This is a genomic window from Streptomyces carminius (assembly GCF_002794255.1).
Classification (GTDB): domain Bacteria; phylum Actinomycetota; class Actinomycetes; order Streptomycetales; family Streptomycetaceae; genus Streptomyces; species Streptomyces carminius.
In genome coordinates this window covers 197,482-219,060 of the sequence record NZ_PGGW01000019.1, presented here as the reverse complement: position 1 = coordinate 219,060, position 21,579 = coordinate 197,482, and the positions used below count along the sequence as shown (strand labels likewise).

Sequence of the window (21,579 nt, the reverse complement as noted above, 5' to 3'; positions counted from 1 at the left end):
GGTGTCCCTGGCCGTACGAGTCATCCCCTGCCTGGACGTGGACGGCGGCCGGGTCGTCAAGGGGGTCAACTTCCAGAACCTGCGCGACGCGGGCGACCCGGTCGAGATGGCGAAGGTGTACGACGCCGAGGGCGCCGACGAGCTGACCTTCCTCGACATCACCGCCTCCTCCGGGGACCGCGAGACCACCTACGACGTGGTGCGCCGCACCGCCGAGCAGGTCTTCATCCCGCTGACGGTGGGCGGCGGCGTGCGCAGCACCGAGGACGTGGACCGGCTGCTGCGGGCCGGCGCGGACAAGGTGGGCGTCAACACCGCCGCCATCGCCCGCCCGGAGCTGATCCGGGAGATCGCCGAGCGCTTCGGCAGCCAGGTGCTGGTGCTGTCGGTCGACGCCCGCCGCTGCCCCGAGGGCACGGTGACGCCCTCCGGCTTCGAGGTCACCACCCACGGCGGCCGGCGCGGTACGGGCATCGACGCGGTGGAGTGGGCGCACCGGGCGGCCGGGCTGGGCGCCGGGGAGATCTTGCTCAACTCCATGGACGCCGACGGCACCAGGGACGGCTACGACATGGCCATGATCGGCGCGGTCCGCGAGCACGTCACCATCCCGGTGATCGCCTCCGGCGGCGCCGGACGGCTGGCCGACTTTCCTCCGGCGGTGTCGGCCGGCGCGGACGCGGTGCTCGCCGCGAGCGTCTTCCACTTCGGCGACCTGCGCATCGGCCAGGTCAAGGACACCCTGCGGGAGGCCGGTCACCCGGTGCGCTGAGGCGGCTCGCCCGGGTGTCCGGGGCTCCGGACGCCCGGAGGAGCACCGGTGTCAGGCCCCCGGAAGACCGGCCGCCGCCCTCCGCAGGGCCGCCCCGGCACCGCGGAGGATCGGATCCCCGTGCCCGAAGCAGGCGGTCTCCGTCTCCAGGGCGGCCAGCCGGCGGAACGACGCCGACAGGCGGGCACGGTCCAGGTTGAACACCCCGGGCATGGTGTCGCCCGCGACGTTGGCGGCGGTGTCCCCGGTGAACAGCACACCACCGCCCGCGGGCAGATGGAGTGCGAGACTGCCGTCGGTGTGGCCGGGAACGGCCACCACCCGGGCGCCGCCGCCGAAGTCCAGCACATCGGTCCGCCAGCTCGCGGTCGACACGGCAGGGCGGGGCCGGGGGCAGCGCGGGCAGGTTCTCGAACAACTCGCGCTCCCAGCCGGGCGCGCCGGCCAGGTCCGGCGGCGGACCGGGCACCTCGCCACGGATCACGGGAGCCTCCAGCCGGTGCGCCAGGACCGTCGCCCCGGTGCTCTCCGCGAGCCAGGCGGCGCCCCCGGTGTGGTCCTCGTGGAAGTGGGTCAGGACCACGCGGTCCAGTTCCTCCGGCGCGTGGCCCAGCTCCCGTACGGCGTCGAGGACGGCCGGCCCGGAACCGGCGGTGCCCGTGTCGACCAGGGTCAGCGAGCCGGGCTCGTGCCACAGGTACGCCTGGCCGACGGTGAAGACCAGCATGTGCAGCCCGGGCAGCACCCGGGTGATCTCGGTGAGCTCCATGCCGGAGAGTCTGTGCGCGGCGCCCCGCGCGCGCCTCGCCGTCCGCCACCGGCGTAACCGGTGCCGCCGGGCTCAGACGGGTACGCGCAGCCCGGCGGCCCACTCGACCAGCGTCGCGTACTGCTCGGCCGGTGCGGGCCCCTCCCCGGCGGAGGGGCCACCGGGGAGGGGATCGCTGAAGAAGAACGCCAGCTGGGGCACCGGCCCCTGGACACCCGCCCGTTCGGCCAGCGCCATGAGCCGGGCCAGATCGAGGACCAGCGGGGCGACCAGGGCGGGTTCGCAGCCCTGCCAGGCCAGCCGCAGGGTCATCTGGGTGCCCAGGAAACCCTCGAAGAGCACCTGGTCCGCCTGATCTGCCCGGTCCGCCTGATCTGCCCGGCCCGCCTGATCTGCCCGGTCCGGCGGGCCGCCGACCGCACCGTCCCCGTCGTCCGGGCGGGTGCCGGACCAGGACCGGACGGACAGCGCCCGCTGGGCGAACATCGGGGCCAGCACCGACCGCAGCAGGGTCTCGCCCGTCCTGGCCGCGCTGCCCGCGTACGGCAGTCCCCGCTCGGCGGCCAGCTCCCGCAGGGCCGGGAGCCGCAGGCCCGCCGACGCGGTGAGGTCCACGTAGGAGCAGTCCGCCCGCAGCGCGGCGCAGGCGTACAGCGAACTGTCCGGCAGGACGTTCTCCCCGGCCGCCAGCGCCCGCCGCAGCGCGGGCAGCGAGAGGTGCGCCGGATACCGCGCCGCGGCCGGGGCGGCGGAGGAGACATCGAGCACGACGACGTGTTCCAGGCTCCACCGGCGCCGGAAGGACACCAGGTCGTCGGTGAGCCCGCGGACCGCCTCCCGCTGGTCGAACGGGCCGCCCTCCCCGGTCACCCCGGGCCGGATCTCCTTCTCGGCGGCCAGCAGCTCCTCGCGCACCAGACGGGGCAGGCCCGGCGGCATGACGCCGTCCCCGGCCAGCCGTTCCGCCCGCTCCGGCAGACCGGTCCGGGCGATGTCGTGCCCGCCGAAGACCAGATCGTCGAAGCGCGGAAGATCCAGGGAGGCGAACTCGCGCCGTGCGGTGACGCACCCCGTGGGACGTACCAGGCCCGCGCTCAGCGCCGCCGCACCCGCGATCGCGGTGGCCGCCACCGCGCCGCGCGCGCCCACCAGCCAGACACCGGTGGCGCCTCGCCCGCCGTACGCCTGCCAGGCCGTCACCGCGACTGCTCCACCCGGTGGGTCCGGAGCCGGCCGGCGTTGCGGTTGCCATGCCGGGCAAAACATTTGCGAAAACACCGCCGAATCGAGTCCGGGTGCTCCGGCTCCCCGCCCGGACGCCGGTGGACGCGGCGATTGACCGGCACGTTCCCGGCCTCGGAGGGACCGTGTCCGCCGGGCATTACGGAGAGCGGGTGGAGAGGGGTGGCAGGCCTGGTGTCCGCCGGCCAATCCATGAGCCCGGCACCTGTCCGTGGAACATGACTCCGGGCGGCAGCGCACACCATGTGTTTTCCCTTCGGGGTGGGAACGGCTCGGAGGGCGGCGCCGCCGGGAGGGTTCCGGAACCCGTCGGTCCAGCGGCCTCCGGGCGTGCCGGACATCTTCAACGTAGGAGGTCCGTTGTCCCGGTTTCGTGGGAGCCAGGTCCCATGAAGTCCCGGGTGGGACGGCCGTACGGTGCGGATCGGCCGCGGAAGCGGCGGACGGCGGACCCTCCGCCGATGCCTTACGGGTAACCATCGTTTCCCGCCACTCCCGGCGAGGTGGCGGACGGCCGTCACGGCTTGCTTCCGCATGTGGACCCGGCGTGACGCCGTAAGGAAATACCTGATCAGCCGTGTCGGCGGGTGGCCGGATCCATGCCTCCGGAAAGTGCTTTGACTGTATTAGTGTTCGAGGATCATCGGGAATTGGGGGGAAATCGCATGGCGACTCCGGAGGGTAACGGGGCCGGGCGGCCCGGACGCGGGGAAGTGGCGCGGGGGAGTGAGTCGCCGGGCCGGAACGCGCGACCCGAATCGTTCAACGAAAAAGCAGTGAGACCGTCATCGATGGCCGGTGAGGTGATGAGATCCGACCGGGGAGGGCTCGAAATCCGTGCCCGGTCACTCCCTCGCAGCGAATACCGGATTTCCGGGAGGGAAGAGAAGTGTGAGGAGCGGCACCGCCCCCGGGGCCGTGCTCCGCGCGGTACGTCCGTGCCCGTCACCGCGGGCGTGCCGGTCCGCCCGCCGCTTTCCCGCGGCGGGCGGACCGTACGGTCCCGGGAGCGGCCGTGACCATCAGGGTCTTCCTCGTCGACGACCATCCGATGTTCCGGGCGGGGGCCCGCCACGCAGTCGAGGGCGCGGCCGACATGGACGTCGTGGGGGAGGCGGCCACCGGGGAGGAGGCGATCCGCGCCCTGCGCGGGGGAGAGGTGACCGCGGACGTCGTCCTGATGGATCTCGGCCTGCCCGACCGCTCGGGAGCCGAGGTCACCCGGCTGCTCACCTCCGCCCCGCAGGGTGGGGGACCGGCGCCCCGGGTGCTGATGCTGTCGGCGCTGGAGGAGGACGACGCGGTGATATCGGCGCTCCGTGCCGGGGCGCGCGGCTATGTGGTCAAGGACGCGCCCCGCGAGGAGCTGCTGAGGGCGGTGCGCACGGTCGCCGGCGGCGGGGCGGTGTTCAGCCCGTTCGTCGCGGACCGGCTGGGCGACTACTTCGCCGCGGTCCACGACATGCCCGGCCGGGTGGCCTTCCCCCAGCTCACCAACCGTGAGCGGCAGGTTCTCGACCTGCTCGCCCGGGGCTACGGCAACCGGCGGATCGCCCGGGAACTGGTCCTGTCGGACAAGACCGTCCGCAACCACATCTCCCACATCTTCGCCAAGCTCCAGGTGACCGACCGGATGGCCGCCGCCGCCCGGGCCCGCGAGGCGGGGCTGGGCGGCTGAACCCCGGCGGGCGCGAGTGGCCCCGAGGCGGGCGGCGGGGGGAGGCGTGGAACGTACCGCCCTCCCGGGCGGCCGTGCTCACATGTCCGTTCTCGCCTCGCGGGCGCGCGCGACGGCCGCCTCGTCGCCGGCCGTCTCCACCCGTGCCGAGTCCTGGCGTCCGGAGACGAAGAGGAGCAGCTCACCGGGCTCGCCCGTGACGGTCACGACCGGGGTGCCCTTGCGGGCCACCACCACCTGGCCGTTGGGCCGCCGCAGGACCAGGCCGACCGGGGACCGGCGCCCGTAGAGCCGGGCGGTGGTCTCCAGCTGCTTCCACAGGGCGTCGGCGAAGACCGGATCGATCTCGCGCGGCGTCCAGTCCGGCTGGGCACGGCGGACGTCCTCGCCGTGGATGAAGAACTCGACGGTGTTGGCCGCCTCGTCGACCTGCTTGAGGTTGAAGGGCGACACCCGCGGCGGACCGGTGCGGATGAGCTGGATCAGCTCCTCGTAGGGCTTGGCCGCGAACTCCTCCAGCACCCGTTCCCTCCGGGGCCGGAGGGCTTTGAGGACCAGCGCGCCGGCCGCGTCCGGGCGCCGCTCGCGCACCACGGCGTGGGCGGCCAGCTCACGAGTCCGCCACCCCTCGCACAGGGTGGGCGCCTCGGGGCCCGCGCTCTCCAACAGATCGGCAAGCAGAAGGCGTTCGCGCCTGGCGTGGGTCGACATACGGCCAGCCTACGGCCGGGCGCCGACCCACGCCAGGCGCCGCACCGGTCACTTGGGCAGCGGCGCGGTCAGCTTCGGGCCGTCCAGCTTGTTGCTGAGCGTCAGCGAGCAGGAGATCTGGTCCTCCCCGCGGATCTGGTAGGTGGCCAGCGCCGGGTAGATCGCGTAGTAGTAGTAGGTCCTGCCGTCCGGCGGCATCTTCCGCAGCCGCTTCTCGGCGTCCGCCTTGCACAGCTCCAGGACCTTCGCCTGCAGCTGCGTCTCACTGGCGAAGGTGCCGGAGAGGGTCTCGTTGGCGATCACCTCGCCGTTGTGCGGCTTGTCGCAGGACCGCTTCTCGACCTCCGTGACCCCGCTGCTCAGCGACGGGTGGTCGAAACAGGTGCCCGGTTCGAGCACGACGTACGGGACCAGGTCGCTGGGCCTGGTGTTCGGCGAGAAGCTCGGCGAGGGTATCTCCACGTCGAGGCTCGGCAGGGCAGTCGGGTCGCTGCCGGGGTCCGCCGAGGGGTCGGCGGTGTCGGCCGAGGCGCTGGGCGAGCCCGACGGCTTCGCCTCGTTGCCCTTCCCGTCGTCCCCGCTGGTGGACACCAGGACGCCCCCGACGATCAGACCGGCCACGACCACCGCGGCGATGATGATCGCGGCGACCTTCCCCCCGTTGCCCCCGCCGCCTCCGCCCGGCGGGGGTGGGAAGGGGCCGCCCGGACCACCGGGGCCGCCGGGGCCGTAGCCGCCGGGCTGACCGGGGCCGCCCGGCGGACCGGGATAGCCGTAACCGTCGGGCGGGCCCGGGTAGCCGTAGCCGCCCGCCGGCGGGCCGGGCTGTTCGGGCGGACCGAAGCCCTGAGGCGGACCGAAACCGCCACCTGGGCCGGGATTGTGCGCGCTGTTGGGCGGCGGTGGATAGCTCATGGCCGACAGAATGCCGTACGCTGCCGGGCCGCGAGGCCCCGGGTGCGTCACAACACTGACACAGCCCGGCAACCGCGGGCACGGCCCCGGCGCCCGGAACGTCCGGGCCGGTCACCGGGCTGTCGCGGGGCACCGCGCGGGGGCGGCACAATGGCTCCATGTCCCGATCCATGCCCCGATCCCCGCTCGACCCGGCCGTGGCCGCCCGCCTCAGGCGCAACCCGGACGGTCTGGTCCCCGCCGTCGCCCAGCAGTACGACACCGGAGAGGTGCTGATGCTGGGCTGGATGGACGACGAGGCGCTGCACCGCACCCTCACCACCGGCCGCTGCACGTACTGGAGCCGCAGCCGGGGCGAGTACTGGGTCAAGGGAGACACCTCGGGACACGTGCAGCATGTGAAGTCCGTGTCCCTGGACTGCGACGGGGACACCGTACTGGTCCGGGTCGACCAGGTGGGGGCCGCCTGCCACACCGGTGACCGGACCTGCTTCGACGCCGGTGAACTGCCGCTGCGGGGCCCGGTGGACCGCGGCCGGGAACAGGACCGGGAACAGGAGAGCCGCCCCGTATGACCATCCCCGGCACCGACTCCGGTACCGCGCCCGGCGCCACTCCGGACCTCGAGACCTTCCGCACCCTGGCCAAGGACCGCCGTGTCATCCCCGTCGTCCGGCGCCTGCTGGCGGACGGGGACACTCCCGTCGGGCTCTACCGCAAGCTCGCCGCCGGCCGTCCCGGCACCTTCCTGCTGGAGTCCGCGGAGAACGGGCGCACCTGGTCGCGCTACTCCTTCGTGGGGGTGCGGACCTCGGCGGCCCTCACCGTCCGCGACGGGCAGGCCCACTGGCTGGGCACCCCGCCGGTCGGCGTCCCCACCGGCGGCGACCCCCTGGCGGCGCTGCGCGCCACCGTCGAGGCCCTGCACACCCCGCGGGACCTGCACCGCGGTACCGAGCTGCCGCCCTTCACCGGCGGCCTGGTCGGCTATCTCGGCTACGACGTCGTGCGGCGCCTGGAGCGCGTCGGCGACAGCACCCGTGACGATCTGGGGCTGCCCGAGCTGACCATGATGCTCACCTCCGACCTGGCGGTCCTCGACCACCGCGACGGGACGGTGCTGCTGATCGCCAACGCCATCAACCACAACGACCTGGACACCGGAGTGGACGAGGCGCACGCCGACGCGGTGCGGCGGCTGGACGCCATGGCCGCCGACCTGGAGCGGCCCGTGCCCGGCGGCGCCGCCCCGCTGCCGCCCGCCGAGCTGCCCGGGTACACGGCGCGCTGGGGCGGCGCGGCCTACCGGACGGCCGTCGAGGACATCAAGGAGCGCATCCGCGCGGGCGAGGCGTTCCAGGTGGTGCCCTCCCAGCGGTTCGAGGCGCCCTGCCCGGCCGACGCGCTCGACGTCTACCGGGTCCTGCGCGCCACCAACCCCAGCCCGTACATGTACCTGCTGCGCTTCGACGGCTTCGACGTCGTCGGCTCCAGCCCCGAGGCCCTGGTCAAGGTCGAGGACGGGCGCGCCATGATGCACCCCATCGCCGGGACCCGCCCGCGCGGCGCCACCCCGGTCGAGGACGCCGCGCTCGCCGAGGAACTGCTGGCCGACCCCAAGGAGCGCGCCGAGCACCTGATGCTCGTCGACCTGGGCCGCAACGACCTGGGCCGGGTCTGCGAGCCCGGCAGCGTCGAGGTGGTCGACTTCATGTCCGTCGAGCGCTACAGCCATGTCATGCACATCGTCTCCACGGTGACCGGGCGGCTGGCGAAGGACCGCACCGCCTTCGACGCGCTCACCGCCTGCTTCCCGGCCGGTACGCTCTCGGGCGCGCCCAAGCCGCGTGCCCTGCAGATCATCGAGGAGCTGGAGCCGACCCGGCGCGGCCTGTACGGCGGCTGCGTCGGCTACCTCGACTTCGCGGGCGACGCCGACACCGCCATCGCCATCCGCACCGCCCTGCTGCGCGACGGTACGGCCTACGTCCAGGCGGGCGCCGGAGTGGTCGCCGACTCCGACCCGGCGGCGGAGGACACCGAGTGCCGCAACAAGGCGGCGGCGGTGCTCAGGGCGGTGCACACCGCCGGACGGCTCGGCGGTAGCGTGGGGGAGTGACTTCCCGGCCCTCTTCCCGCGGCTCCCGCGGCTCCCGCTCCTCCGGCGAGCCCGCCGCGGACGCCGCGCCCGCCGCCCGCCGGGCGCTCGCCGCCGCGACGGCCTGCGGAGCGCTCGGCGCCGCCGCGGTCCTGGTGGCCTCGGGACGGGTCTGGGCCGAGGGCACCGCCACCCTTGCCCAGGGCGAGATCCCCGTGCGGGTCACCGGCGGCGAGGTGACCGCGCTGCCCAGTGCCCTGGCCCTGGTCGGGCTGGCCGCGCTGGTCGCCGTCTTCGCCGTCCGGCGCACCGGCCGGACGGTCGTCGCCGCCCTGCTGGCCCTGTGCGGCGCGGGCACCGCCACCGCCGCGCTCGTCCCCGCCGTCTCCGCCGGCGGCCGCGAGGCCCTGGAGGCGGAGGCGGCCGAGGCCACCGGGCTGGCCCGGGGGACGGTCGAGGCCGTGTCCTTCGGCGGGTGGCCCTTCGCCGCGGCCTTCGGCGGGCTCCTGCTGCTGGCGGCCGGGGTGCTGGCGCTGCGCCACGGCCGCTCCTGGCCCGCGATGTCCGGCCGTCACGAGCGGACGGCGGGCGCGTCCCCGGCAGCCGGAGGGACTGCCCGGCCGGGCGGGAGGGCCGCGGCCGGCCGGCCCGGCCCCGGCCCGGAGCGGCCCGAGGAGCTGTGGAAGGCCCTGGACAGGGGAGAGGACCCCACCGCCGGGGACGGCGCCGACCGCCCCTGACACAATGGCCGGTGAGCCACCCGGACAGTACCTGTGAGGAGCACTCAATGGCGGGCAACAACCACGGACACACTCCTGCCGCCTGGACCGGCGTCACCATCGCGTTCATCGGCTTCTGCGTCGCCTCGGCCTTCACCGTGCTGGCCGAGCCGGTCGGTTTCTGGATCGGGGTCGCCCTCACTCTCCTCGGGGCCGTCGCCGGACTGGTGCTGCGCTCGATGGGGATGGGCCAGCCGGAGCCGGAGCAGGGCCGGCAGACCGAGCCGAAGGACCGGGTGGACGCGTAGGCGCCGGCCGCCGGGAGGCGGTATCCCGGCGGCCGGGTGCGGCCCGGTGCGGCCAGGGCGCGGTGCGGACGGCGCACCGCGCCCTGGCCGCACCGGGCCGCCGCACTTCTTGCCGGGTCTCACCGGGTCTCGCCGGATTCCTCCCGGCCCGTCCCCGGCGATGCCCACGCCGCTCCCGGCGGTCGCGGAAGGCCGGCCCGGCACGGCCCGGTACTGCCCGGTATGTGGGACCGCGGCCGCCCGGATGCGGGGCCCGGGCCCGGAGCCGGATACCATCGCAGTGCGTGACAGCGGGACCGAACGTGCCCAGACCAGCCCCGCGCCCGGCGCGGGGACCGAGCCAGCCAGGAAGGGGGCCGCTCGCGTGAGCGTGCTCGACGAGATCATCGACGGGGTCCGCGCCGACCTCGCCGAGCGGCAGGCGCGCGTCGGCCTTGACGAGCTCAAGGAGCGTGCGGCCGGTGCGCCGCGGGTGCGCGACGGTCTGGCCGCCCTGCGGGGCGAGGGCGTCAAGGTGATCTGCGAGGTCAAGCGGTCCAGCCCGTCCAAGGGAGCGCTGGCGGCCATCGCCGACCCGGCCGGGCTCGCCGCCGACTACGAGGCGGGCGGCGCGGCGGTCATCTCGGTGCTGACCGAGCAGCGGCGGTTCGGCGGGTCGCTGGCCGACCTGGAGGCCGTACGCGCCCGGGTGGAGGTGCCCGTCCTGCGCAAGGACTTCGTCGTCACCTCCTACCAGCTGTGGGAGGCGCGGGCGTACGGGGCGGACCTCGTCCTGCTGATCGTCGCCGCGCTCGAGCAGGAGGCGCTGGTGTCGCTGGTGGAGCGGGCCGAGTCGATCGGGCTGACCCCGCTGGTGGAGGTGCACGACGAGGACGAGGTCGAGCGGGCCGTGGCCGCCGGGGCGAAGGTCATCGGCGTCAACGCCCGCAACCTGAAGACCCTGGAGGTGGACCGGGGCACCTTCACCCGGGTGGCCCCCGAGATCCCCGAGGGCATCGTCAGGATCGCCGAGTCGGGGGTGCGGGGCCCGCACGATCTGATCGCGTACGCCAACGAGGGCGCGGACGCGGTGCTGGTGGGGGAGTCCCTGGTCACCGGCAAGGACCCGAAGGCCGCCGTCGCCGACCTGGTCGCGGCCGGCGCCCACCCCGCCCTGCGGCACGGGAACTGAGACGGTGGCGGGCGCGACGGCCCTGTGCGTACGGCTGGCCCGCGGCTGCCGTCCGCGTGGCTGCCGCGCGCCCGCCCGCCGGGTGCTGGGCCGGCGGGTGCGGTACCACATCGGCTGCGAGCCGGGGCAGATCAACGGAAAGCGATGGCGCCGCGGCGGCGGCGCGCGCGGCCGGAGCCCGGTGCGACACCGGGCGGGAGCCGCCCGGTAGCCACCGGGCCTCCCGTGCCGGGATCCCCCGGCGAAGGCGGGTGACGGAAGCCCCCGGGCCCGCCGGGGCCGGGGAGGAGCACCGGGTGCCGCCGCGCGGGCCCGTCCCGCCCCGCGCCGGGCACCGCCGCCCGCCCGGGCGGTCCGTGACGCTGCGCGCCGGGCACCGCCGTCCTGTCCCGTCCGGCCGCACCGCGGCGCGGCGGCGTACCGTTCCCACCCGACCACATCGCCGGGGCCCAGGGCCTCGGCGTCCCCGCAAGGAGCATGTCGGATGTCCACCGACTTCTTCATCCCCGACCCCGAGGGCCGGGTGCCGACCGCCGAGGGGTACTTCGGCGCGTTCGGCGGCAAGTTCATCCCGGAGGCCCTGGTGGCCGCCGTCGACGAGGTGGCGGCCGAGTACGAGAAGGCCAAGGCCGACCCGGCGTTCGCCGCCGAGCTGGAGGACCTGCTCGTCCACTACACCGGTCGGCCCAGCCCGCTGACCGAGGTGCGGCGCTTCGCCGAGCACGCGGGCGGCGCCCGGGTCTTCCTCAAGCGCGAGGACCTCAACCACACCGGCTCGCACAAGATCAACAACGTACTGGGGCAGGCACTGCTGACCCGGCGCATGGGCAAGACGCGGGTCATCGCCGAGACCGGCGCGGGCCAGCACGGCGTCGCCACGGCCACCGCCTGCGCCCTGTTCGGCCTGGAGTGCACCGTCTACATGGGTGAGATCGACACCCAGCGCCAGGCGCTGAACGTCGCCCGGATGCGGATGCTGGGCGCCGAGGTGATCCCGGTGACCTCCGGCAGCCGGACCCTGAAGGACGCCATCAACGAGGCGTTCCGCGACTGGGTCGCCAACGTCGACCACACCCACTACCTCTTCGGCACCGTCGCCGGACCCCACCCCTTCCCGGCGCTGGTGCGCGACTTCCACCGGGTCATCGGCGTCGAGGCCAGGCGGCAGATCCTGCAGCGCGCCGAGCGGCTGCCGGACGCGGTGCTCGCCTGCGTCGGCGGCGGTTCCAACGCGATCGGCCTGTTCCACGCCTTCATCCCCGACACCGGTGTCCGGCTGGTGGGCCTGGAGGCGGCCGGGCACGGCGTGGACTCCGGCGAGCACGCGGCGACGCTGACCGCCGGGGAACCGGGCATCCTGCACGGTTCGCGCTCCTACGTCCTCCAGGACGACGAGGGGCAGATCACCGAGCCGTACTCCATCTCGGCCGGTCTGGACTACCCCGGCATCGGTCCCGAGCACTCCTACCTCAAGGACACCGGGCGCGGCGAGTACCGTCCGGTCACCGACGACGAGGCGATGCGGGCCCTGCGCCTGCTGTCGGAGACCGAGGGCATCATCCCGGCCATCGAGAGCGCGCACGCCCTCGCCGGCGCCCTGGACCTGGGCCGCGAGCTGGGCCCGGACGCGCTGCTGCTGGTCAACCTCTCCGGGCGCGGCGACAAGGACATGGACACCGCCGCCCGCTACTTCGGGCTGTACGACGGCCCCGGCGCCGCCGGGGCCGGGCAGGGGGGCGAGTGATGACCGGACAGGCCGAACTGCTCGGGCGCGTCCTGGCCCGGGCGAAGGACGAGGACCGGGCCGCGCTGGTGGGCTACCTGCCCGCCGGATTCCCCACCGTGGACGGCTCCATCGCGGCCTGCACCGCCCTGCTGGCGGGCGGCTGCGACATCGTCGAGGTGGGGCTGCCGCACAGCGACCCGGTGCTGGACGGGCCGGTCATCCAGACCGCCGACGACATCGCCCTGCGCGGCGGGGTGCGGATCGCCGACGTCATGCGGACCGTGCGCGAGACGCACGCCGCCACCGGCGCGCCGGTGCTGTGCATGACCTACTGGAACCCGGTGGACCGCTACGGCCCCGAGCGCTTCGCCGCCGAACTGGCCGCGGCGGGCGGCGCGGGCTGCATCCTGCCGGACCTGCCGGTGGAGGAGTCCGAGGCCTGGCGCAAGGCGGCCGAGCAGCACTCGCTGGCGACCGTCTTCGTGGTGGCGCCCAGCAGCCGTGACGAGCGGCTGGCGAAGATCACCGCGGCGGGCAGCGGCTTCGTCTACGCGGCCTCCCTGATGGGCGTCACCGGCACCCGCGCGTCGGTGGGCCGCGAGGCGGAGGAACTGGTCCGCCGCACCCGTGCCACCACCGACCTGCCGGTCTGCGTGGGCCTGGGCGTCTCCAACGCGGACCAGGCCGCCGAGGTGGCCTCCTTCGCGGACGGTGTGATCGTCGGCTCGGCGTTCGTCAAGCGGCTGCTGGACCACTCCGGTGACCCGGCCGGGGGGCTGGCGGCGGTCCGCGAACTCGCCGGCGAGCTGGCCGAGGGCGTACGGCGCCGGGGCTGAGCGCCGGGGTCGGGGCCGGGTGGCGGGAGCGGGCCTTCCGGCACCCGGCCGCCGGCGGACGCGGGGTGTCGCGGGCGCGCCGCACACCCCGCGTCCTCGCGTGAGTCCGGCGGCCGCCGCGCGGCCGCCGCCCCGGCTCAGGGGGCGTGCAGCCGCAGGACGGCCCGCTCGGACCAGTCGGCCGGGGTGCCGCGCAGCGACACGACGATCATGGTGAGGAAGGCCAGCGGCACCGTCCAGGCGGCCGGCTGGGCCAGCAGCACGGTCAGCCAGGGGAACGGCGGCCGGGTGGTGGCGGACAGCACCGCCGCCCCCGTGGCGGTGACCACTCCCACGGCCAGTCCGCTCGCCGCGCCCGCGACCGTCAGCCGGGTCCACCAGATGCCCAGCACCAGCAGCGGGCAGAACGTGGACGCCGCCACCGCGAACGCCCAGCCGACCACGACGTTGATGTCCAGGTGCGCGGCGGGCAGCGACAGCAGCACCGCCACCAGGGCCCCCGCCGCCACCGCCTGCCGCAGCTTGGCCAGCCCGCCGCCGAACAGGTCGTGGGAGAGTCCGCCGGCCAGGGCCAGCAGCAGCCCCGAGGAGGTGGACAGGAACGCCGCGAAGGCGCCGGCGGCCACCAGGGCGGTCAGCACGCTGCCCAGCGCGCCCGGCACGGCGGTCCCGGGCAGGACGACGGAGACGGTGTCGGTGGCGTTGCTGTGCACCAGGTGCGGGGTCAGGACCCGGCCCAGCAGTCCGTAGACCGCCGGGAACAGGTAGAACACGCTCAGCAGCCCGATCACGATGACGGCCACCCGGCGGGCGGTGCGGGCCGTGGGACTGCTGTGGAAGCGCATGATCACATGGGGCAGCCCGATCGCGCCCAGCGTGGTGGCCAGCAGCACCGACCAGGTGGACAGCAGCGGCAGCCCCGCCCCCTCCAGATCGATCAGCGGGCGGCTCCAGTCCCCGGAGGTGACGTCCCCCACCCGCACCGGGCGCAGCGCCTCCGCCCGGGTCTGCGCGCCGACGTGCACCACCAGGTAGATCGCCGGTACGGCGATGAACAGCAGCTTGACGAGGTAGTGGAACGCCTGGACGTAGGTGGCCGACCGCATGCCGCCCACCGCGATCGAGGCGCTCACCACCAGCCCGGCCAGGACCACGCCCACCCAGTAGGGAGTGCCGCTGACCAGGTGGAGGACCACCCCGGCGCCCTTGAACTGCGGCACCAGGTAGAGCCACATGATCACCAGGACGATCAGCCCGCACAGCCTGCGGATCGTGGGCGAACCCAGCCGGTACTCCGCGAAGTCCGGTACGGTGAACGCTCCCGAGCGCCGCATGGGCCCGGCCACCAGCGCGACCACGGCGACATATCCGGCGGTGAACCCGACGGCGTACCACATCGCCCCGATGCCGTCCTTGAGCATCAGCCCGGCCAGCCCGAGCACCGAGGCCGCCGAGACGTACTCGCCGGCGATCGCCATGGCGTTCCAGCCGGGGGCGATCCGGCGGGAGGCCACCAGGAAGTCCGGGCTGGTGCGGGCCGCGTGGACCCCGTACAGACCGATGGCCAGACTGGCGACCAGTACCAGGCCGATCGCCGTCACGCCCGTCATCCGCCGCCCCCCGGGGAGGGGCCGTCCCGCTTGCCGCCGGCCCGGTCCTCCACCCGCTCGGTCCGGCGCACATGGTCCATGGCGAGCAGCAGCAGCACCGGGTAGGTGGCCACGGCCAGCACCAGCCAGGACAGCGGGAACCCCCACAGCGTCATCCGGTCCAGCACGGGCAGGGCCGCGATCGCCCCGCTCGTCCCGAACAGCACCGCGCCCAGCAGTGCCAGCGTGCGCAGGGCCACCCGGCGCTGCGCCGCGAACACCGCGCGGGCGGCCTCGGCGTCGGCGGGCGCGGGCAGCGGCAGCAGTTGCGGGTGGCGGCGATGGCCGCGGGCCAGGGCGATCCGGGTCTGCGGGCTGGTGATCTTGGCGCGGCGGGAGCCGCTCAGCTGGCCGCCCTTCACCGGGCCGCCCTGCCCAGCTGGCCGCTGCGCGCCGCCTCCAGCAACTGCTCCTTCAGTCCCCGGGCATGGCGGCGGCTGACCGGCACATCGCCCGCCGGAGTGCACGCCACCAGCCCCGACGAGCTGGTGACCCGCAGGTCGTGGACCCAGTCGATGGCCACCAGATAGCCGCGGTGCACCCGTACGAAGCCCGCGGGGGCCCAGATCTCCTCCAGATAGGACAGCGACAGCCGCAGCAGATGGGTGCCCTGGGCGGTGTGCAGCCGGATGTAGTCGCCGTGCGCCTCCACGAACTGCACGTCGTCGCGGCGCACGAACACGGTCCGGCGGCCGTGGTCGATCTGGACGACCGCCAGCTCGTCCCGGGGCCCGTCCTCCTCGCCCCCGCCCGCACCGGCCCGGCGCAGGGCGCCGATCCGGGCGACCGAGTCGGCCAGCCGCTCGGGCCGGACGGGCTTGAGCAGATAGTCCACCGCCCCGATGCCGAACGCCTCGATGGCGTGGGACTCCGAGGCGGTGATGAAGACGATGGAGGGCGGCGCCGAGAGCTGGCTGATCACCCGGGCCACGTCCATCCCGTTCAGACCGGGCATGGAGATGTCCAGGAAGACGGCGTCGAAGGCGTTCGCCCCCAGCAGCTGCACCGCCCGGGCACCGCTCTCGGCCGCGTACACGTCGCCGATCTCGGGGATGTCCGTGAGGAGGTCGGCGAGCTCCTCACGGGTGGACGCCTCGTCCTCGACGACGAGGACCTGGAGGGTCCGCAGTGAGCTGCCCGTCATTCCGTAACCACCCCTCGCATGAAACGCGGCACCCGGATCGTCACCTTGGTGCCGTTGCCGGGCGCGGTCTCGATGACGAGGCCGTACTCCGGTCCGTACACGGTGCGCAACCGCCGGTCCACGTTGGCCAGACCGACGCCCTTGGCGGGGGGACCGACGCCGGCGAGGATCGCCCGGGCGAGTCCCGGCTCCATGCCCGTCCCGTCGTCCTCGATCTCGATGACGCACAGCGGGCCCTCGCCGAACCCCGAGACGCTGATGTGCCCGGGTTCGGCCTTCTTCTCCAGTCCGTGACGCACGGCATTTTCCACTATGGGCTGGACCACCAGGAAGGGGATGGCCACGGGAAGAATTTCCGGCGCCATCCGCACGGTGATCTCCATGCGGTCGTCGAAGCGGGCGCGCTGGAGCTCCAGATACGTCTGGGTGGCCTGGAGCTCGGCGGCGACCGTGACGTAGTCGCCCGCCGTGGAGAAGCTGTAGCGCAGGTAGTCCGCGAAGTCGGTGAGCAGCTGGCGGGCGCGGCCGGGGTCGGTGCGGATGTGCGCGGCGATGACGGCCAGCGAGTTGTGCACGAAGTGCGGCGAGATCTGGGCGCGCAGGGTCCGCAGGTCGGCGGCGGCGATCCGGGCGCGGGCGCTGCGCAGCTCGGTGTGGTCCAGCGACTGCGACACCAGCTCGGCGACCTCGGCCAGCTCGCGCTCGTCCAGTGCCCGGTCACCGGGGGCGACGCCGACGACCAGGCAGCCGGTCAGCTCGTCCGCCACCAGCAGCGGGGCGGCGCACAGCGGGGGCTTGCGGAAGGCGGCGCCGTGCTCGTAGACCTGGGCGAGCACCGCGTCCAGGTCGGTGTCCGCGGGCAGCGCGCCGTGCCGGGCGACGGGTCCGTCGAGGTCGGCGAGGACGACGGCGTCGGCCGCCAGCAGCCGGCGGATGCGGCGGGCGGCCGAGGCGGCCCGGCCGCCGTGCAGCCCGTCCTGGAGATCCGCGCCGATCAGCCGCACCTCGCGCAGCACGCCGACGGCGGCGCGCGGATCGGTTCCGGCCGGACTCACCCGGCCTGTCCGTCCGCGGCGCCGGATACCGCTCCACGAACTTCTGGCCACGGGGTGACCGTAACGCACAAAAGCGCCAGGGGAGCCCTTCGGGCTCCGAACCCGAAGAACTCCCCCGGAACCCGGTGACGGGACCGGCGCCGGGCGTGGGGGGTCGCGCCGGAGAGAAGAACCCGCCACCGGGAGCCCGGTGGCCCGCCGGGCCCCTCTCAGAGGCCCGGCGGAACCGGTGTCAGTGCTGTGCGGCGCCCTCAGCACCGGCCCCGGTCAGGGCCCGCACCTGGAGTTCGGAGAAGCGCCGCGGGTTGCTCTCACCCGAGGACAGCGTGCCGACGACCGCGCACAGCAGGCCGAGCGGGATGGACACCAGACCCGGGTTCGACAGCGGGAACCAGGAGATGTCGATGCCCGGGATGAGGGCCTTCTCGGTGCCCGAGAACACCGGCGAGAAGATCACCAGGCCGACCGCGCTGCCCAGACCGCCGTAGATGCCGGCGAGCGCGCCCCGGGTGTTGAAGCGCTTCCAGAACAGGCTGAGGAGCAGGGTCGGCAGGTTGGCCGAGGCGGCGATGGCGAACGCCAGGCCGACCAGGAAGGCCACGTTGAGCTGCTGGGCGAAGATCGCCAGGAGGATCGACGCGGCACCGATGCCGAAGGCCGACATCCGGGCGACCTTGATCTCCTCGTGCTCCGACGCCTGCCCCTTGCGCAGCACGCTGTTGTAGAAGTCGTGCGCCAGGGACGAGGAGGAGGCGATGACCAGGCCGGCCACCGTGGAGAGGATCGCCGCGAAGGCGACGGCCGCGATGATGGCCAGCATCACCGAGCCGAAGAAGTCGCCGCCGAAGTGCTCGCCGACCTCCCGGGCCAGCTGCGGCGCCGCGGTGTTGCCCGCCGCGTCCTGGGCGACGATGGCCTCCCTGCCCACCAGGGCCGCCGCGCCGAAGCCCAGGATCAGGGTCATCAGGTAGAAGGAGCCGATCAGGCCGATGCCCCAGTTGACGGACTTACGGGCCGCCCTGGAGTCCGGGACGGTGTAGAAACGGATCAGGATGTGCGGCAGACCCGCGGTGCCCAGCACCAGGGCCAGGCCCAGGCTGATCAGGTCCAGCTTGTTCCACAGCGTCTGCAGGGCGTCGTCCGGAACTTCCACACCGAACCGCAGACCCGGCTCCAGGAAGGACTGCCCGGCGCCGCTGGCGTTCGCGGCGTCGCTCATCAGTTCGCCGAAGTTGAAGCCGTAGATGGCCATGACCAGCGTGGCGAGCAGGATCGTGCCGCCCATCAGCATGGCGGCCTTGATGATCTGCACCCAGGTGGTGCCCTTCATACCGCCGAAGGTGACGTAGAGGGTCATCAGGATGCCGACGATGACGATGCCTGCGATCTTGGCGGTGTCCGCGTCCATGCCCAGGTACGTCTCGCCCGGCCGGATGCCCAGCAGGAGCGCGACGACCGCGCCGGCGCCGACCATCTGGGCCAGCAGGTAGAAGATCGACACGGTGATCGTGGACACCGCGGCGGCGGTCCGCACCGGACGCTGCTGCATCCGGTAGGAGAGCACGTCGGCCATGGTGAACCGGCCGGAGTTGCGCAGCAGCTCCGCGACGAGCAGCAGCGCCACCAGCCAGGCGACCAGGAAGCCGATGGAGTACAGGAAGCCGTCGTAGCCGAACAGCGAGATCATGCCCGCGATGCCGAGGAACGACGCGGCGGACATGTAGTCACTGCCGATGGCGAAGCCGTTCTGCATACCGCTGAACTCGCGACCACCGGAGTGGAAGTCGGCCGCCGACTTGGTCCGGCGCCCGGCCCACACCGTGACGCCGAGCGTCACGGCGATCATCACCATGAACACCAGGATGGTCAGGGTGCGGCTGCTGGAGCTGACCTCTTCCGCGGCCAGCAGGGTCTGCGACATTCCGGTCATGCCCGGTCTCCCCTCAGGCCGTTGCCGACACCGGCACCGGACAGCTCATCGCGCAGGGCGTCGGCCTGCGGGTCCAGCTTCCGTCCGGCGAAGCGTGCGTACAGGATCGCGATGCCGAAGGTGCTGATGAACTGGAGGATTCCGAAGACAAGGGCCACGTTGACATCGCCGAACAGCACCGTGCCCATGAAATCGCGGGCATAGGCCGACATCAGCACGTAGAGCAGGTACCAGGCCAGGAAGGCGATGCTCACGGGGAGCACGAAGGACACAAAGGTCCGCCTGAGGTTGTCGAAGCGGGGATCACTGTGCATGGCAACCATGCGGTCCTCCGCGTCCCCGGCGGGGTCCAGGGTGGGTTGTGGACGTTCTGCGGACACTGCCGCCTCCTTCATCGACACGACGCGATACGACACGACGTACGGGAGCGGAAAAGGAATGCGGGGAACGTAAGCGGCGTCACATCGGCGGTGAAGACGCTGGTCAGGGTGTGCGGCGAATGCCGGATGCGTGCGCCGAGCGGTAGTTCGCCGTGCGCCGAGCGGTCGCGATTCGCGCCGAACGGTCGGTTCCCCGGGGCGGGGAAGGCCGCGCGCGCAGGCGAACGGGTGGGGTTTCGCCGGTTTCGGGCGAGGTGCGGCGGTCCGCGGGGCGGGATACGGGCAGGAATCGGGCGCGGCCGGCGGCGCGCGTTACGGACCCGTTGCCGGGCGGGTTGCCGCCCGGCGAGCCCGGCACGGTAGCGTTCGTGGGGTCATGGACACCCTTGCCTTCATCCCCAGCCCGTCGTCCGGCGAGATCGTGCTCGGGCCGATCCCGCTGCGGGGCTACGCGTTCTGCATCATCGCCGGCGTCTTCGCCGCGGTCTGGCTCGGCGGGAGGCGCTGGGTCGCCCGCGGCGGGCAGCCCGGGACGGTCGCCGACATCGCCGTGTGGGCGGTGCCCTTCGGTCTGGTGGGCGGCCGTCTCTACCACGTCGTCACCGATTACCAGCTCTACTTCGGCGAGGGACGGAACTGGGTCGACGCCCTCAAGATCTGGGAGGGCGGCCTCGGTATCTGGGGGGCGATCGCGCTCGGCGCGGTGGGTGCCTGGATCGCCTGCCGCCTGCGGGGCATCCCGCTGCCCGCCTACGCGGACGCCATCGCGCCCGGTATCGCCCTCGCCCAGGCGATCGGCCGCTGGGGCAACTGGTTCAACCAGGAGCTGTACGGGCGCCCCACCGACCTGCCGTGGGCCGTACGGATCGACAACGGCGTCGACGCCGGCACCTTCCACCCCACCTTCCTGTACGAGTCGCTGTGGTGCCTGCTCGTCGCCGCCCTGGTGATCTGGGCGGACCGCCGCTTCCGCCTGGGTCACGGCCGGGCCTTCGCCCTGTACGTCGCGGGGTACACGGTGGGGCGCTTCTGGATCGAGTACCTGCGGATCGACGAGGCCCACGAGTTCCTCGGCCTGCGGCTGAACAACTGGACCTCGATCGCCGTCTTCCTGGCCGCGGTGCTGTACCTGGTGGTCTCGGCCAGGCGCCGCCCGGGCCGCGAGGACGTGGTGGAGCCGGTGCCGGACAAGCCCACCGGCGACGACGGGAAGACCGAGGGGAAGACCGGTGACGGCAGCACCGACGCCGCGGACGACACCGACGCCGCCGAGGACACCGACGCCGGCGGCACCGATGCGGCCGGTGACACCGGCACCGGCGGATCCGGGAAGGGCCGGAGCCGGGAGGGGGCCGGAGGCTCCGGGTCCTCCGGGACGGCCGGCGGCGGAGACGGGAAGTCGGCTCCCGCCCGGAAGTGAGCCGGGGGCGCCAACAGCGTCCCCGCGGTGAAAGCGCAGGTCGGAGTGGTTAGTTTGGCCTTCCTTGCTGGCTTGCGCGCACCTTCCGGCGTACGGTCGTAACTCCGGACCGGGATCCCGGGCAGACCCCGGGGAGGAGGAGCGACGCGATGTCGTACACGGCCGGGGACGGAACCGGGATCACACTCCGTCCGGGAGCGCCGAACTCCGCGCACCGCGACAACCACACCCACCGCGACGTCAGCGGGGGCTGGCTGCGTCCCGCCGTCTTCGGCGCGATGGACGGCCTGGTGTCCAACCTCGCCCTCATGACGGGGGTCGCGGGCGGCACGGTGGACCGGCAGGTGGTCGTCCTCAGCGGACTGGCCGGACTCGCCGCCGGCGCGTTCTCCATGGCCGCCGGCGAGTACACCTCGGTGGCCTCCCAGCGCGAACTGGTCCTGGCCGAACTGGAGGTCGAACGGCGCGAACTGCGCCGCCACCCCGAGAGCGAGCGTCAGGAACTGGCCGACCTGTACCGGGGCAGGGGCCTGCCGCCGGAGTTGGCGGAGCAGGTCGCCGAGCACTTCTCCAGGGACCCCGAGCAGGCCCTGGAGATCCACGCCCGCGAGGAACTCGGTGTGGACCCCGGGGAGCTGCCGTCACCGGCGGTCGCCGCCGGCTCCTCCTTCGCCTCCTTCGCGGTGGGCGCCCTGCTGCCCGTCCTGCCCTACCTGCTGGGCGCCGCCGTGCTGTGGCCCGCCGTGGCGGTGTCGCTGCTGGGGCTGTTCCTGTGCGGTGCGGTCGTGTCGAAGGTCACCTCCCGGCCCTGGTGGTACAGCGGGCTGCGGCAGCTGGCGCTGGGCGGCGCGGCGGCGGCCGTGACCTACGGACTGGGTACCCTGTTCGGGGTGGCCCTGGGGTGAGGGCCCGGGGCGGCAGCCCCGAACGGCGGAGCCGCGGCCGGACGTGAGCAGTCCGGCGCCGGCTCCGGCAGTTTCCGTGTTACCCCGTGGTTTCAACCGTGTCACCGCAGGGGAAGACAACGGAGCGCTTCTGGCAGTGTCGCCGGCGCCA

The 21,579-nt window shown here is 73.8% G+C and carries 21 protein-coding genes and 1 pseudogene; 12 read left to right on the top strand and 10 right to left on the bottom strand.

The features are described 5' to 3' along the window. Position 1 precedes the first annotated feature (1 nt). Complete coding sequence (hisF, locus tag CUT44_RS07295; protein WP_100201336.1) at positions 2-772, top strand: imidazole glycerol phosphate synthase subunit HisF; 771 nt, start codon at positions 2-4, stop codon at positions 770-772. A 51-nt stretch (positions 773-823) separates the two neighbouring features. Here the strand turns inward: hisF and CUT44_RS07290 are convergent. Both CUT44_RS07290 and CUT44_RS07285 read right to left on the bottom strand, forming a co-directional pair. Continuing rightward, positions 824-1,541 (bottom strand): annotated as a pseudogene (locus CUT44_RS07290) (MBL fold metallo-hydrolase). Positions 1,542-1,613: 72 nt separating this feature from the next. Then, positions 1,614-2,741, bottom strand: coding sequence for an inositol-3-phosphate synthase (locus CUT44_RS07285; protein WP_233221278.1), 1,128 nt, complete (start codon positions 2,739-2,741; stop codon positions 1,614-1,616). 1,057 nt (positions 2,742-3,798) lie between these two features. Here CUT44_RS07285 and CUT44_RS07280 point away from each other — a divergent pair. Continuing rightward, positions 3,799-4,461, top strand: a complete 663-nt coding sequence (locus tag CUT44_RS07280) for a response regulator (RefSeq protein ID WP_199185639.1) — start codon at positions 3,799-3,801, stop codon at positions 4,459-4,461. A 78-nt stretch (positions 4,462-4,539) separates the two neighbouring features. On the opposite strand, the gene CUT44_RS07275 is transcribed toward CUT44_RS07280, so the two are convergent. Next, positions 4,540-5,172, bottom strand: coding sequence for a TIGR03085 family metal-binding protein (locus CUT44_RS07275; RefSeq protein ID WP_100201334.1), 633 nt, complete (start codon positions 5,170-5,172; stop codon positions 4,540-4,542). Between the two features lie 48 nt (positions 5,173-5,220). Beyond that, entirely contained in the window at positions 5,221-6,087 is an 867-nt protein-coding gene (locus CUT44_RS33425; protein ID WP_199185638.1) for a hypothetical protein, read from the bottom strand. A gap of 158 nt (positions 6,088-6,245) precedes the next feature. Between CUT44_RS33425 and hisI the strand changes: the two genes are divergently transcribed. The 8 genes from hisI to trpA all read left to right on the top strand — a co-directional run bounded on the left by hisI (position 6,246) and on the right by trpA (position 12,945). Beyond that, a complete protein-coding gene (gene hisI, locus CUT44_RS07265) occupies positions 6,246-6,662 on the top strand; it encodes a phosphoribosyl-AMP cyclohydrolase (RefSeq protein WP_199185637.1) in 417 nt (138 codons plus the stop codon). Continuing rightward, a complete protein-coding gene (locus CUT44_RS07260) occupies positions 6,659-8,206 on the top strand; it encodes an anthranilate synthase component I (RefSeq protein ID WP_100201332.1) in 1,548 nt (515 codons plus the stop codon). The genes hisI and CUT44_RS07260 overlap by 4 nt, the downstream gene beginning before the upstream one ends. Further along, positions 8,203-8,925, top strand: a complete 723-nt coding sequence (locus CUT44_RS07255) for a TIGR02234 family membrane protein (RefSeq protein WP_100201331.1) — start codon at positions 8,203-8,205, stop codon at positions 8,923-8,925. The genes CUT44_RS07260 and CUT44_RS07255 overlap by 4 nt, the downstream gene beginning before the upstream one ends. Before the next feature lie 47 nt (positions 8,926-8,972). Continuing rightward, entirely contained in the window at positions 8,973-9,212 is a 240-nt protein-coding gene (locus CUT44_RS07250) for an HGxxPAAW family protein (RefSeq protein WP_100201330.1), read from the top strand. Between the two features lie 364 nt (positions 9,213-9,576). Further along, complete coding sequence (gene trpC, locus CUT44_RS07245) at positions 9,577-10,383, top strand: indole-3-glycerol phosphate synthase TrpC (RefSeq protein WP_100201329.1); 807 nt, start codon at positions 9,577-9,579, stop codon at positions 10,381-10,383. 4 nt (positions 10,384-10,387) lie between these two features. Beyond that, the gene (trpM, locus tag CUT44_RS33875; protein WP_100201328.1) at positions 10,388-10,594 is read left to right on the top strand and encodes a tryptophan biosynthesis modulator TrpM; all 207 of its coding nucleotides are present in this window, start codon (positions 10,388-10,390) and stop codon (positions 10,592-10,594) included. A 273-nt stretch (positions 10,595-10,867) separates the two neighbouring features. Then, a complete protein-coding gene (gene trpB, locus CUT44_RS07235; protein ID WP_100201327.1) occupies positions 10,868-12,127 on the top strand; it encodes a tryptophan synthase subunit beta in 1,260 nt (419 codons plus the stop codon). Continuing rightward, positions 12,127-12,945, top strand: a complete 819-nt coding sequence (gene trpA / locus CUT44_RS07230; RefSeq protein ID WP_100201326.1) for a tryptophan synthase subunit alpha — start codon at positions 12,127-12,129, stop codon at positions 12,943-12,945. Before trpB ends, trpA begins: the two co-directional genes overlap by 1 nt. A 137-nt stretch (positions 12,946-13,082) precedes the next feature. Here trpA and CUT44_RS07225 read toward each other — a convergent pair whose 3' ends face one another. The 6 genes from CUT44_RS07225 to CUT44_RS07200 form a co-directional block, all read right to left on the bottom strand. Then, positions 13,083-14,555 carry a sodium/solute symporter gene (locus tag CUT44_RS07225; protein ID WP_100201325.1) on the bottom strand — a complete coding sequence of 491 codons (1,473 nt, stop codon included), beginning with the start codon at positions 14,553-14,555 and terminating at the stop codon, positions 13,083-13,085. Continuing rightward, positions 14,552-14,956: a hypothetical protein gene (locus CUT44_RS07220; RefSeq protein ID WP_199185636.1), complete on the bottom strand. Its 405-nt coding sequence runs from the start codon at positions 14,954-14,956 to the stop codon at positions 14,552-14,554. The genes CUT44_RS07225 and CUT44_RS07220 overlap by 4 nt, the downstream gene beginning before the upstream one ends. Further along, the gene (locus tag CUT44_RS07215; RefSeq protein ID WP_100201324.1) at positions 14,953-15,738 is read right to left on the bottom strand and encodes a LytR/AlgR family response regulator transcription factor; all 786 of its coding nucleotides are present in this window, start codon (positions 15,736-15,738) and stop codon (positions 14,953-14,955) included. The genes CUT44_RS07220 and CUT44_RS07215 overlap by 4 nt, the downstream gene beginning before the upstream one ends. Continuing rightward, positions 15,735-16,793 carry a sensor histidine kinase gene (locus tag CUT44_RS07210; protein ID WP_199185635.1) on the bottom strand — a complete coding sequence of 353 codons (1,059 nt, stop codon included), beginning with the start codon at positions 16,791-16,793 and terminating at the stop codon, positions 15,735-15,737. The genes CUT44_RS07215 and CUT44_RS07210 overlap by 4 nt, the downstream gene beginning before the upstream one ends. 232 nt (positions 16,794-17,025) lie before the next feature. Continuing rightward, positions 17,026-18,723 (bottom strand): solute symporter family protein, encoded by a 1,698-nt coding sequence (locus CUT44_RS07205; protein WP_408646718.1) that lies wholly within the window; start codon positions 18,721-18,723, stop codon positions 17,026-17,028. Then, the gene (locus CUT44_RS07200) at positions 18,720-19,103 is read right to left on the bottom strand and encodes a DUF485 domain-containing protein (protein WP_408646717.1); all 384 of its coding nucleotides are present in this window, start codon (positions 19,101-19,103) and stop codon (positions 18,720-18,722) included. The genes CUT44_RS07205 and CUT44_RS07200 overlap by 4 nt, the downstream gene beginning before the upstream one ends. Positions 19,104-19,479: 376 nt before the next feature. Here CUT44_RS07200 and lgt point away from each other — a divergent pair, with 376 nt between their 5' ends. Together lgt and CUT44_RS07190 are read left to right on the top strand one after the other, a co-directional pair. Continuing rightward, positions 19,480-20,523 carry a prolipoprotein diacylglyceryl transferase gene (gene lgt, locus CUT44_RS07195; protein ID WP_100201323.1) on the top strand — a complete coding sequence of 348 codons (1,044 nt, stop codon included), beginning with the start codon at positions 19,480-19,482 and terminating at the stop codon, positions 20,521-20,523. 149 nt (positions 20,524-20,672) lie between these two features. Then, positions 20,673-21,428 (top strand): VIT1/CCC1 transporter family protein, encoded by a 756-nt coding sequence (locus CUT44_RS07190; RefSeq protein ID WP_100201322.1) that lies wholly within the window; start codon positions 20,673-20,675, stop codon positions 21,426-21,428. Positions 21,429-21,579 lie beyond the last annotated feature (151 nt).

Bases quoted from the DNA above. Each gene is read 5' to 3' on its own strand.
- CUT44_RS07250 (WP_100201330.1), top strand. From the start codon at position 8,973: ATGGCGGGCAACAACCACGGACACACTCCTGCCGCCTGGACCGGCGTC.
- CUT44_RS07215 (WP_100201324.1), bottom strand. From the start codon at position 15,738: ATGACGGGCAGCTCACTGCGGACCCTCCAGGTCCTCGTCGTCGAGGAC.
- CUT44_RS07190 (WP_100201322.1), top strand. From the start codon at position 20,673: ATGTCGTACACGGCCGGGGACGGAACCGGGATCACACTCCGTCCGGGA.
- CUT44_RS07260 (WP_100201332.1), top strand. From the start codon at position 6,659: ATGACCATCCCCGGCACCGACTCCGGTACCGCGCCCGGCGCCACTCCG.
- CUT44_RS07205 (WP_408646718.1), bottom strand. From the start codon at position 18,723: ATGACCGGAATGTCGCAGACCCTGCTGGCCGCGGAAGAGGTCAGCTCC.
- trpB (WP_100201327.1), top strand. From the start codon at position 10,868: ATGTCCACCGACTTCTTCATCCCCGACCCCGAGGGCCGGGTGCCGACC.
- trpA (WP_100201326.1), top strand. From the start codon at position 12,127: ATGACCGGACAGGCCGAACTGCTCGGGCGCGTCCTGGCCCGGGCGAAG.
- CUT44_RS07275 (WP_100201334.1), bottom strand. From the start codon at position 5,172: ATGTCGACCCACGCCAGGCGCGAACGCCTTCTGCTTGCCGATCTGTTG.
- CUT44_RS07225 (WP_100201325.1), bottom strand. From the start codon at position 14,555: ATGACGGGCGTGACGGCGATCGGCCTGGTACTGGTCGCCAGTCTGGCC.
- lgt (WP_100201323.1), top strand. From the start codon at position 19,480: ATGGACACCCTTGCCTTCATCCCCAGCCCGTCGTCCGGCGAGATCGTG.
- CUT44_RS33425 (WP_199185638.1), bottom strand. From the start codon at position 6,087: ATGAGCTATCCACCGCCGCCCAACAGCGCGCACAATCCCGGCCCAGGT.
- hisI (WP_199185637.1), top strand. From the start codon at position 6,246: ATGTCCCGATCCATGCCCCGATCCCCGCTCGACCCGGCCGTGGCCGCC.